Origin of the sequence: Tardiphaga sp. 619_E2_N8_4 (assembly GCF_051810905.1) — a bacterium.
Lineage (GTDB): Bacteria > Pseudomonadota > Alphaproteobacteria > Rhizobiales > Xanthobacteraceae > Tardiphaga > Tardiphaga robiniae.
Genome location: NZ_JBPWQJ010000001.1, coordinates 2,060,639 through 2,072,535, shown reverse-complemented (window position 1 = coordinate 2,072,535; position 11,897 = coordinate 2,060,639). Strand labels below are relative to the sequence as shown.

11 protein-coding genes are annotated in these 11,897 nt (G+C 62.1%); 6 read left to right on the top strand and 5 right to left on the bottom strand.

What is annotated here, in order from left to right:
* Positions 1-12: 12 nt before the first annotated feature.
* Entirely contained in the window at positions 13-786 is a 774-nt protein-coding gene (locus AB8A23_RS09865; protein ID WP_120287087.1) for a cyclase family protein, read from the bottom strand.
* Positions 787-932: 146 nt separating this feature from the next.
* Positions 933-1,931 (bottom strand): fumarylacetoacetate hydrolase family protein, encoded by a 999-nt coding sequence (locus tag AB8A23_RS09860; protein ID WP_120288000.1) that lies wholly within the window; start codon positions 1,929-1,931, stop codon positions 933-935.
* A gap of 119 nt (positions 1,932-2,050) precedes the next feature.
* Here AB8A23_RS09860 and AB8A23_RS09855 point away from each other — a divergent pair, with 119 nt between their 5' ends.
* The 5 genes from AB8A23_RS09855 to AB8A23_RS09835 are packed head-to-tail and all read left to right on the top strand — an operon-like array spanning position 2,051 to position 6,020.
* Positions 2,051-2,974 (top strand): ABC transporter substrate-binding protein, encoded by a 924-nt coding sequence (locus AB8A23_RS09855; RefSeq protein WP_120287088.1) that lies wholly within the window; start codon positions 2,051-2,053, stop codon positions 2,972-2,974.
* A 10-nt stretch (positions 2,975-2,984) separates the two neighbouring features.
* Positions 2,985-3,683 (top strand): GntR family transcriptional regulator, encoded by a 699-nt coding sequence (locus AB8A23_RS09850; protein ID WP_120287089.1) that lies wholly within the window; start codon positions 2,985-2,987, stop codon positions 3,681-3,683.
* Positions 3,684-3,688: 5 nt separating this feature from the next.
* Entirely contained in the window at positions 3,689-4,495 is an 807-nt protein-coding gene (locus tag AB8A23_RS09845) for an ABC transporter ATP-binding protein (RefSeq protein ID WP_120287090.1), read from the top strand.
* Entirely contained in the window at positions 4,492-5,256 is a 765-nt protein-coding gene (locus AB8A23_RS09840; protein ID WP_120287091.1) for an ABC transporter permease, read from the top strand. Before AB8A23_RS09845 ends, AB8A23_RS09840 begins: the two co-directional genes overlap by 4 nt.
* Positions 5,253-6,020 (top strand): ABC transporter permease, encoded by a 768-nt coding sequence (locus AB8A23_RS09835; protein ID WP_120287092.1) that lies wholly within the window; start codon positions 5,253-5,255, stop codon positions 6,018-6,020. Before AB8A23_RS09840 ends, AB8A23_RS09835 begins: the two co-directional genes overlap by 4 nt.
* A 154-nt stretch (positions 6,021-6,174) precedes the next feature.
* Here the strand turns inward: AB8A23_RS09835 and pgm are convergent, their stop codons facing one another.
* Positions 6,175-7,824, bottom strand: coding sequence for a phosphoglucomutase (alpha-D-glucose-1,6-bisphosphate-dependent) (gene pgm, locus AB8A23_RS09830; protein ID WP_120287093.1), 1,650 nt, complete (start codon positions 7,822-7,824; stop codon positions 6,175-6,177).
* Between the two features lie 311 nt (positions 7,825-8,135).
* Positions 8,136-8,882, bottom strand: coding sequence for a Crp/Fnr family transcriptional regulator (locus AB8A23_RS09825; protein WP_120288001.1), 747 nt, complete (start codon positions 8,880-8,882; stop codon positions 8,136-8,138).
* Positions 8,883-9,033: 151 nt separating this feature from the next.
* On the opposite strand from AB8A23_RS09825, the gene AB8A23_RS09820 reads away from it, so the two are divergent.
* Positions 9,034-9,438 carry a hypothetical protein gene (locus AB8A23_RS09820; protein WP_093757091.1) on the top strand — a complete coding sequence of 135 codons (405 nt, stop codon included), beginning with the start codon at positions 9,034-9,036 and terminating at the stop codon, positions 9,436-9,438.
* Between the two features lie 55 nt (positions 9,439-9,493).
* Here AB8A23_RS09820 and AB8A23_RS09815 read toward each other — a convergent pair whose 3' ends face one another.
* The gene (locus AB8A23_RS09815) at positions 9,494-11,887 is read right to left on the bottom strand and encodes a M10 family metallopeptidase C-terminal domain-containing protein (RefSeq protein ID WP_158596718.1); all 2,394 of its coding nucleotides are present in this window, start codon (positions 11,885-11,887) and stop codon (positions 9,494-9,496) included.
* Positions 11,888-11,897 lie beyond the last annotated feature (10 nt).

Here is an 11,897-nt window from a genome sequence, read left to right as displayed (position 1 = left end):
GGGCAGTTCGCGTCAATCAATAATCGCCACCGCCCGCGTCCAACCCGCCGATGCCTTCTCGATTTTCACCGGGAAGCACGACACCATGAAGCCGGTGGACGGCAGTTGTTCGAGATTGTGCAGCTTCTCGATGTGGCAATAGCCGATATGACGGCCGGCCTTGTGGCCTTCCCAGATCAGGCTCGCATCTTTCGTCTCGGCATATTTCTTCGCGGTGTAAACGAAGGGCGCGTCCCAGCTCCAGCCGTCGATGCCAGTGAGGCGCACGCCCCGCTCCAGCAGATACATGGTGGCCTCATAGCCCATGCCGCAGCCGGAGATGACATAGTCCTGCTGGCCGTATTTGACGCCGGCAGACGTATTGACGACGACGATCTCCAGCGGGCTCAACGTATGGCCGATGCGCTTCAGCTCGTCCTCGACATCCTTCGCCGTCGCGACATAGCCATCGGGGAAATGCCGGAAGTCGAGCTTCACGCCGGGCTGGAAACACCAGTCCAGCGGCACTTCGTCGATGGTCCATGAGCGTTCACCGCGATTCATGGTGGGATGGAAATGATAGGGCGCATCGAGATGCGTGCCGTTATGGGTCGAGAGCTGCACCAGCTCCACCGCCCAGCCCTGCCCGTCCGGCAGATCCTCGGCCTTCAGCCCGTCGAAGAACTGCAGCATCCGCGGCAGGCCCTGCTGGTGATCGACATAATTGATAGTAGGATGATTACCCGGCGGATCGGCGGGGACGTCATTCTGCAGGGGAACGGAAATGTCGATGAGGCGACGGGGCATGGGATTTCCTCGATTTTCGTTTTTTGTTTGATCCTATCGGTCGTCATTGCGAGGAGCCCTTGCGACGAAGCAATCCAGTCTGCGCTTGTTGCTTCTGGATTGCCGCGTCGCTTCGCTCCTCGCAATGACGTGGAGAGGCAGGTGCGTTACATATCCTGCCGCACCACTTTGTTCTTCAACACGCCGATCTTCTCGACCTCGAGCTCGATCTCGTCATTGTGTTCGAGATACCAGCCGAGTTCGAGGCCGCAGCCGTTGCCGACGGTGCCGGAGCCGATGAATTCGCCGGGCATCAGCGTCTCGTCCTGCGTCACATGGGCGATGATCTCCTCAAAGGAGAACAGCATGCCCTCGCTGGTCGATGACGAGCGCACCTTGCCGTTGACGCGGCATTCCATCTTCAGTCTGTAGGGATCGCCGATCTCGTCGGGCGTCACGATCCACGGGCCCAGCACATTGCCACCATCGAAGCTCTTGCCCTTGGCGGGGCCCAGGCGGCCTTCCATCTCGAGCCGCTGCGCATCGCGTGCCGAGAAATCATTGAAGATGGTGTAGCCGAAGATGTGATCCTTCGCCCTAGCCGCAGAAATATTCGCGCCCTTGTTCTTGGTGACGATGCCGAATTCGAGTTCGTAGTCCATAACCTTGCTGTAGCGCGGCCACTTCACCGTCGTATTCGTACCGCGTACGCTGAAGCGGTTGGTGATGTAGTAGATCGGCTGGCGGCGATACACTTCGGGCAATTCGCCGAGTGGCTCGGCTTCGAGCCGTGCCAGTTCTTCCATGTCACCCTTCGCACGGGCGGCCAGTTTCAACTGGCCACGCGGCGACTGCCGGATATGCAGCGGAAACGACATGCCGTCGCGCATCTGCCGCGGCTCGGGCAATGGTGCAAGAATGTCCGTGCCCGCGACGGCGACCGAGAGCGACGCGTCGCTGCCGTGCTTCTCAAACAAGGCTCGCGCCGCATCGAGCGCGCCTTCACCTGCATCGATCAACGCCAGCATCGAGTCGAAGACCGGATTGCCGCCGCCGCGGGCCGCGGCGCTGGCGAGATCGAACAGCCTGCCGTCATTGGCATGAACGATACCGACCCTGGCTTGGCCATCCTGCTGGCCGCCGGCACGAAATGTCGCGAGCTTCACTGGCGTCTCCACTTGCTTGTTCTTCGATAAAATATATGATCAAAAAAAATATCGATAAACAAGAGGCGATCGCAAAGATTGCTTCACGATCGAAAAATGCTCGGGTGAGGGAGACGACGATGACCAGGTGGATGGTGACAGCCCTATTGGCCACGCTCGCTGTGGGCACCGCGCATGCCCAGACCAAGCTCCAGATCGGTTGCACTGCAACAACGGACTGCGCCTCGGCGATGGTCGCGGTCGATGAAGGCATCTTCAAGAAGCACGGGCTCGATGCCGAGATGATCCCCATCGGCATCAACTCCAATATCCCGGCGGCCATTCTGTCCGGCTCGATCCAGATCGGCGGCCCGACCTCCACCGTCTTCCTGCAGGCTGCCGACGGCGGCCTCGATCTCGTCGCGGTCGCCGGTGCAACGGTGATGAGCCCGACATCGAACGCCAATATCACCGCCTTCGTGCGTAACGGCATCACGATCAAGGAGCCGAAGGATTTCATCGGCAAGAAGGTCGGCGCGCCGGGCCTCGGTGCGTTTCTTCACGTGCTGTTCGTCAAATGGCTGGTCGACAAGGGCGTCGATCCCAGGAAGGTCAATTTCGTCGAGGTGACCTTCCCGACCATGCCCGACATCATCAAGTCCGGCGGTGTCGATACCGTGCTCACCGCCGAGCCCACGGTATCGCGCATGCTGGCGGCCGGCAGCGGCAGCATCGGCGCGCGCTACGCGTCGGAGCTCGAGCGCACGGAGCCGATCATCTTCTATGCGGCCTCGCGCGAATGGGCCGAGAAGAATCCCGACACCGTCAGGAAATTTCGCGCTGCCATCGCCGAAGGTGCGGCGATCGTGAACAGCGACAAAGACAAGACCTCGGCCGCAATTGCCAAATTCACCAAACAGACCATCGAACTGGTGAAGGCATCGCCGCCGAACAAGTCGGAGCCGGTGCTGAAGCCCGAGCAACTGGCATGGTGGATCGACGTCATGTCCTCGCAGAAAATGCTGGAGACCAAACTCGATCTCAACAAACTGATTCTGAAATAGGTCAAACTGAATGGCGGGCCAGCCCCTTAGCAGTCCAATCGATGTATCCGGCTCGGATACGCTGAGCGAGCGTGCAGCGACATTGCTCCAGCATGACATCATTGCCGGCAATCTCGCGCCAGGCACGCGGCTTGGCATCGTCGATCTCGTGCAGCGTTACGAGATCGGCGCCACGCCGATGCGCGAAGGACTGTCGCGCCTGATCTCACGCGGCTTGATTATCGGTATCGGCCAGCGCGGTTTTCGCGTTGCCGACATCAGCCGAGAAGATCTGGCCGACATCACACGGATGCGCAGCGTGGTAGAGATGGAGGCGCTCCGGCTGGCCATCGAACATGGCGACGATGCCTGGGAGGCTGGCATCCTCGGCGCGCTTCACCAGATGCGCAGGCATATCGACCGGACCGGCGATGAATTCCGCGAAGGCGCGCCGGATTTCGACAAGCTCCATAAGGGATTTCACACCGCATTGCTGGCGGCCTGCAATTCGAAGCGCCTGCTCTCGGCGCATTCGGAACTTTACGATCAGGCCTATCGCTACCGCAGGGTGATGATGCGCGGCTTCGACAGCGGCAGCCGCTTCGTCGCAGCCCATCAGCTTCTGGCCGATCGCGTGCTGGCGCGCGAAACCGGTCCTGCGCAGGCCATGCTGACGTCGCATCTGCACTCGACGCTCGCTTTCGTCTATCCGCCCGGACAGGGAGATTGAGCGCGATGACATCCATTGCCCTCCGCAAGGACATCCCATCGGCCGAGCTCGGAAAATCGCAGATCGCGTTTTCCCATGTCACGCTGGATCTCGGCGGCAAGACGATTATCGAAAACGTCAGCCTCGACGTGAAGCCCGGCGAGTTCCTCTGCATCATCGGCGCCTCCGGCTGCGGCAAGACGACGGCGCTCCGCCTCGCCGCCGGCCTATACCAACCGACATCCGGACATGTCAGCTTCGACGGCGAGCCGATGCGCGCGCCGCGGCGCGACGTCGCCATCGTGTTCCAGGATTATGGCAAGGCGCTGCTGCCGTGGCGCACCGCCGCCGGCAATGTCGCGCTGGCGCTCGAAACCATCGGCATGCCCAAGGCCCAGCGCCCGGCCCGCATCGACGAGTTGCTGAAGAAAGTCGGGCTGCCCAATCACGCCGCGAAATATCCTGCCGAGATGTCCGGCGGCATGCAGCAGCGGCTGCAGATCGCACGATGTCTGGCACAGGAACCGAAAGCGCTGCTGATGGACGAGCCGTTCGGCGCGCTCGATGCGATGACGCGCCAGGGTCTGCAGGACGAGGTCCTGTCACTGCTCGATGCGAGCAAGGCCACGGTGATTTTCGTTACTCACGATCTCGAAGAAGCCATTTATCTGGGCGACCGCGTCGTCGGCCTGCTGCCGCATCCCGGCCGCATCGGCATTGATCTCAAGATCAACCTGCCGCGCCCCCGCGATCAGTTGACCACGCGCGAGAACCCGGAATTCCTGCGGCTGCGCCGCGAATTGTTCGACTTCATCAAGGCATCGGAAGCATGAGGTCCGAGCTCCTGAAAGCGGCGATCCTTCCGATGAGCCTGCTCATCGCGCTGGAAATCTGGGCGCGCTCTGTCGATATCCACAGCGATGCATTGGCACCGCCCAGCGCCGTGGTGCTGGCGCTGTTTCAGGCGTTCGGCGACGGCTCGATCCTGGCAGCCACACGCGACACATTGGCTTCGGCCTTTGCCGGCCTCGTGGTCGGCGGCGCCATCGGCCTGTTCCTCGGAATTGCACTCGGTATCTTCCAGCCGCTGGATCGGCTGATGGAAGTCACCATCGAATCCCTGCGGCCGATCCCCTCCATCGCGCTGCTACCGATCGCCCTGATCGCGCTCGGCTTCGGCTATCGCATGGAAATTGTGATCGTCGCCTTTGCCTGTGTGTGGCCGATCCTGATTCTCAGCCGCGCCGCGGTGCGCAGCATCGAGCCGCGGCTGATAGAAGTCTCCCGCGCGCTGCGGCTATCGCCAAGCGACCGCGTCCGCAAGATCATCATTCCCGCGGCACTGCCGCGCATCTTTCTCGCCTTTCGCCTGGCGGCCGGCATCGCGCTGATCGTCGCGGTGACCGTGGAAATCGCGATCAATCCCATCGGACTCGGCGCCGGCATCATGATTGCGCAACAAGCATTGCGCCCGGACCTGATGCTCGCTTATCTGCTGTGGATCGGCCTGATCGGCTATGCGCTGAACGCCGGATTGCTGGCAGCGCAGCGGCATCTGTTTGGCCCCGCAGCACTGGCGGGAGAGATCCGATGAACTGGACGCTCACCCTCTGGCGCCTTGCCAGCTTCGCCGTGGCTGCAGGCCTGATTGCGCTGTGGCAGTTGATCGCCAATCTGAAACTGGTCTCGCCGGTGTTCCTGCCCGGCCCCGATCGCGCATGGGCCGCGCTGATGCGCGGCTTCAGCAATGGCACCCTGCTGGACAAGACAATCGGCACCCTCGAACACATGTTCTATGGCTGGCTGGTCGCATCCGTCGTCGGTATCGCACTCGGCGCCATGATCGGCTCGTCCAAGGCGATGCGCAGCTATGTCGGCCCGTCGCTGGAATTCCTGCGGCCACTGCCCGTATCGGCGATCATTCCCGTCGCCATCGCTCTGTTCGGGCTGACCCAGGGCATGGCACTGTTCGTCATCGCTTTCGGCGCGATCTGGCCGATGCTGCTTGCGACCGTCCACGGCTTCGGCGCAGTAGAGCCGCGTCTCTATGAGGTCGCGCGCTCGCTGCATATGTCGCGCCTCGCGGTGATCTTCAAGATAGCTCTGCCATCTGCCAGCCCCGACATCATCTCCGGCATGCGGCTCAGCCTGACCGTGTCGCTGATCCTGGCGGTGGTCTGCGAAATCCTCGCCGGCCTCGACGGCCTCGGCCACTGGGTGCTGCTCTCGGCGCGCGCGTTTCGTTCGCCGGATCTGTTCGCCGGCGTGATCCTGCTCGGCGTGATCGGCTATGTGACCGCGCTGGCGATGTCGATGGTCGAGCAGCGACTGCTACGGTGGCGAACGAGCGGGCATTGAGAAACATACTCGTCGTTCCGGGGCGCTCGCTCTTGCGAGCGAACCCGGAACCTCATTCTGTGAATCTCTGATCGCGCCAAACACCACGAGGTTCCGGGTTCGCGCGCGAAGAAGCGCGCGCCCCGGAACGACGAGTTTGTGATTGCGTGTGGAATTACTTGGCAAACACTTTGCCGATCGCCGCCTGCGCGTCGCTTTGAATCTGCTTGAGATGATCCTCGCTGCGGAAACTCTCGGCATAGATCTTGTAGACGTCCTCCGTGCCGGATGGCCGCGCGGCGAACCAGCCATTGGCGGTCGAGACCTTGATGCCGCCGAAGGACTGATCGTTGCCGGCCGCCTTGCTCTCGGTCTTGGTCACGGCATCGCCGGCGAGTTCGGTCATGCCGATCTGCTCCGGCGTGACCTTCTTCAGCACGTTCTTCTGCTCGGGCGTGGCCGCGGCGTCGATGCGCTCGTAATAGGGCGTGCCGAATTCGGCGGTCAGCTTCTCGAAACGCTGGCTCGGATTTTCCTTCGTCACCGCGGTGATCTCGGCGGCGAGCAGACCGAGGATCAAGCCATCCTTGTCGGTGGTCCACACCGTGCCGTCCTTGCGCAGGAACGAGGCGCCGGCGCTTTCCTCGCCGCCGAAGCCGAACGAGCCATCGACGAGGCCATTCACGAACCATTTAAACCCGACTGGCGTCTCGACCAGTTTGCGGCCGAGCTTGTTCACCACGCGGTCGATGATGGCGCTGGAGACGATGGTCTTGCCGACCGCCGCATCTTTGCGCCAGTTCGGGCGATGCGCGAACAGATAGTCGATGGACGCCGCCAGATAATGGTTCGGATTCATCAAGCCGCCGGTGCGGGTGACGATGCCGTGGCGGTCGGCATCGGTGTCGTTGGCGAAAGCGACGTCGAACCGGTCGCGCATGCCGATGAGCTTGGCCATCGCATAGGGCGACGAACAGTCCATGCGGATCTTGCCGTCCCAGTCCAGCGTCATGAAGCGAAAGGTCGGATCGATCGCGGTATTCACGATGGTCGCATCGAGCTTGTAGCGCTCGATGATCGGCTGCCAGTAATGTACGCCGGCGCCGCCGAGCGGATCGATACCGATCTTGACGCCTGATGCGCGGATCGCCTCCATGTCGACGACATCGGCGAGGTCGGTCACATAGGGCGTGATGTAGTCGTAGGGTTTGACGAATTCGGATTTGCGGGCGCGCGCGATCGGGACGCGCCGGACGCCGGCCATGTCGTTTTCGAGGAAGCCATTGGCGGCTTTCTCCATGATCCCCGTGATGTCGGTATCGGCCGGGCCGCCATTCGGCGGATTATACTTGAAGCCGCCATCTTCCGGCGGGTTGTGCGACGGCGTAACCACGACGCCATCGGCAAGGCCGGTGCTGCGGCCCTTGTTGTAGGTGAGGATGGCGTGGGAGATCACTGGCGTCGGCGTATAACCGTCGTCCTGGTCGATCCGCACATGCACGCCATTGGCGGCGAAGACTTCCAGCGCGCTGACCAGTGCTGGTTCAGCCAGTGCATGGGTGTCGATGCCGATGAAGAGCGGGCCGTCGATGCCGGCACCCTTGCGGTAATCGCAGATCGCCTGGCTGACGGCGAGGATGTGGTTCTCGTTGAAGGAATTATGGAGCGCGGAACCGCGATGGCCGGAGGTGCCGAACGCGACGCGCTGGGCGGGGATGGACGGATCCGGCTTGCCGGCGAAATAGGCCGTCACCAGCCGAGGCACGTTGACCAGCAGGGACGGATCGATGGTTTTGCCGGCCAGCGGACTCACATGAGCAGCCATTTGTTCTCCTTCGCGCACCAAGAGCCCAGACGCGGCGCAACCGTCGCGGGGGTCAGGACTCATGGCATGTTTTGGAGGACAAATCAGCCGGTTATGAGGGGCATCGGCAGGCTGCCGAAGGGCTCAGGACTGCCCGAAGGTTCGGCGCGAGACCCAGGCCAGCGGCAGGGCGAAGCAGACGAACATCGTGACCACGGTGGCGGCGACCAGCATACTGTCGAAAGGCATATCTCTTCTCCTTGAGTGACGGAGAAGAGTGTGAGCGCGGCAGGACACGCTCTCCTTGAGCTGCATCAAAATGCAGCGCCGCATTACGCCGCGGCGAGCTGATCCAGCCGGTCGGTGGACAGCAGGCGCACGCCATCGGGCACCACCAGCACGGTCTTTTCCTTGGCGAGCTTGGTCAAAGTGCGGCTGACGGTTTCGATGGTCAGGCCGAGATAGTCGGCGATGTCCTGGCGGCTCATGGGCAGCGGCACGTTGACCGACATCGCGCCGATGCGGCCATAGCGCGCCTGCAGGTTCAGCAGGAAGGCGGCGACCTTCTCGTCGGCGGTGCGGCGGCCGAGCAGCAGCATCTGGTCCTGCGCGAGGCTGAGTTCGTGGCCGGCAAATTCATGCAGGCGGCGCAGCAGATGCGGCTTGCCGTCCACATAGCTGAGAAACTGGGCGCGGGAGAAACGGCAGACTCGCACCGACGTTACGGCTTCGGCGGCGACGCCATAGCGGTCCATCAGCGCAAGGCCGAGGAAGTCGCCCGGCAGCGCGAAGCCAACGATCTGGCGACGGCCATCGGGTAGCGACTTGTAGAGCCGGACGATGCCTTCGGTGACGTTGAACACGCTACCGGCCAGCGCGCCCTGATCGAATAGCATGGCCTTGGCCGGGAAATTCTTGACCTGGCTGAGGCGATCGAGCTCGTCGAGTTCCGCCGGTTCCAATGCGCCGCAGACGCTGAACAGGCGCACCTTGCAATCGTCGCAGCCGTTGGTGCTGCGGCCGTGCTTGCAGTCGCGCTCTCCGGCACAGGTCTCGGCCGCTGGTTCCGCGAAGGTCATGGCACTGTCCATCTTCGGTTTAGTCATATGTGGCAGGTCTTGAAAATCACTCTACACCATTTGACATGGATCAATCGTGGACGCTTTGACCCATATCAATGCCGAGCCAGCCCATCCCCGCCAATTTCGCAGGCCATGCGGGAATCCGGCGATGAATGAGGAATATCAGGCGCAACCAATGGCTTGGGCGGACGCTCGCGCGGCCTATCCGCTCGTCTATCTGCACGATGCCAGCGTTACGCTGGATGCATGGCTGGATTTCGTGCGCCGGCGAACCGATGCCGATGGCGGCGACAACGGGCTGATCGTGATCCGCGACCGGCGCGATATCGTCCATGCGCTGTTTGCCTACCGGGTCGACCTCGACCTGCGCGGCACCAAACAACTCTGTATCGCGCAGCTGATCGTGGCCCAGATTCCCGGCTCGCAGATCGACCATGCGGTGGTCGCCTCGACCAGCCAGGTCGCGGCGTCGCTGGGTTGCCCGAGCATCGTGATCGAGCAACCGTTTCAGCTGATGCCGGGCGTCACGTCGCGGACGTCGACCGCAGCGTAACGCGAAAGCGGCCCGCGACGCCGGTGGCCGCGCGACAACACTCACATCGCGTAAATCACAAGACGAAGTCACCTGCCTTCAAGACAGCGCTGTTCACCTGAACCGCGAAGTCGGCCGCACCATCGCCATCGACATCGCCTTGAAGAAGATGATCGGCGAAGCGCAATTCGCCGGCAATATGTGTGAAAGCGGCGCTTCCGACGAAGGCGAACGCTTGATCACCGGCGGCCTTGCTGTTGGCATCGATTGCCGACAGATCGATCCAGTCGGCCGTGTCTGCCGCGTTCGACGAAAAGTCGGTGATCTGATCGGCAGCTCCGGGCAGACTGTCCTGCGTAGCTTTGAATACAAAACTGTCCGCGCCGGCTCCGCCGGTCAAGATGTCGGCGCCGAGCCCGCCTGTGAGCGTATCGTTGCCGCTGCCGCCATCAAGACTATCGTTTCCGCCGCCGCCATCGATCAGATCGTTCCCGCCGCCACCGGAAATGCGATTGTCGCCTGCGTCACCCGTCAGCAGGTCCATGGTCCCGCTTCCGATCAGGTTTTCGATCGAACTGAGTTTGTCGCCCTCAGCATCTCCCCATTGAATGACACCTGTCGCGAGATTGATATTCACCTGGGCGATGGACGTGCTGTAGTCGGCCGTATCGTTGCCGGCGCCGCCGGCAAGCATATCGGCACCTGCGCCGCCGGCGAGGATATCGTCACCGGCATTGCCCCAAAGCTGATCGTTACCGGCACTGCCATGCAGAATGTCATTGCCGGCGCCGCCGGTCAGCGCATCGTTGCCTTCGCCACCATCCAGCACGTCATTGCCGTCGCGACCGTCCAGAACATCCTTGCCGCTGCCGCCTGACAACGTGTTGGCGGCACCGTCGCCGATCAGCATGTCGTCAAATCGGCCGCCGATCACCGTCTCGATCGAACTGAAACTGTCACCGGCGGCATCGCCTCCACTGCCCGTGCCAAGCGTCAGATCGATGTGAACACCAGACGACGATGTCTCGTAGCGCACGGTATCGATACCGGACGCACCGGCAAAAGCATCGTCGCCCTTGTCGCCGACGAAAATGTCATTGCCGTCACCGCCCCACATACGGTCGTCGCCATCGCCGCCGAACAGAAAATCATTTCCGGCATCGCCGTAGAGAAAGTCGTTGCCGCCGTCGCCATGCAGGACGTCGTTTCCCGCCGCACCATGTATTGTGTCGCGACCATCGCCGCCGTGAATGATATCGTTATCGGCGGTGCCGGGCAGCACGTCATCGCCGGGCGTACCATTCGTGATCGTGTTGAACGACATGATGCGGCCGTGGATGTCGTCTGCAGCCGGTCCCTGCTCGAACGAGGTCCAGGTCGCGAGAATACGTCCATCTGACAATGTCAGGAGATGCGGTCCGGTTTCCGCCAGGCCACCTGCCGAATTAACGAGGAAATCGTTGCCGATCGGGAAAGCGCCCGGAATCAGCAGGCGACCATAGAGATCACTGGCGCCGGTGACGGGATCGGTGGCGTGCCAGATGATGACCGCGCGGCCATCCGGTAGCGCGGCGATCGACGGGGAATCCTGACCGCCGTCAAAATTCGCATTGACGATATTATCGGAGACAACCACGGATCCGTCCGGATTCAGCAGACGCGCATGAATGTTGCTGTCACCATCCGGTTCCTGCGCGGTCCAGGCCACGAGAATGCGTCCATCCGCGAGAACCGCGGCGGACGCGTCGCTCTGATTGAACTGGGCTCCCGGCAGGATGCGAAAATCCGGCCCGCTCGCGCTGCCATCGGGGTTCACGAACTGGCCGGAGACGTTGTAGCGCCCCTCGTCGGGATCGTACGACCTCCATGTGACGAACGCCCGCCCATCGGGCAGCGCCGTCACTTTCGGATCATATTGCGTACCCCAGGTGGTCGTATTCACGGTGAAGTCGTCAACAGCAACGGTGCCGTCGTCGTGGAGGATCCTCCCGCGGATATCGCCAAGATATTTCGGATCCCCGCCGTCTGCGGACACGTAGGTCAGCAAGATCTGGCCATCGGCAAGCGTCGTGACGGAAGGCATTTGCGGCGAAATCGCAGTTGATGAATTGACCACCATATCTGCAACGGGATGCCCCTCCGCATCGATGAGGGTGCCGCGAACTTCGGTGACATTGTCGGCGGCGATATAGGACTGCCATGCGACAAAGGCGCGGCCGTCGGAAAGCGCGGTGACGGAAGGCGCTCCCGGATCTCCGCTCCGATCGATCGTGATCTGAAAATCGGGACCTTGAGGCGTACCGTCCGCCGACAAATAGTGGCCCTGAATTGTATGCGGCTGATGACCGCTGGCGTCCGTCGCCGTCCATGTGACAAGAATACGTCCGTCGGACAACAGCGTTTGGGTTGCGCCCGCCTGGTCATTGGCGGTGGTGGAATTGATGGGAAATTCAGGTCCGACAAACGCCATGATGCAGCCC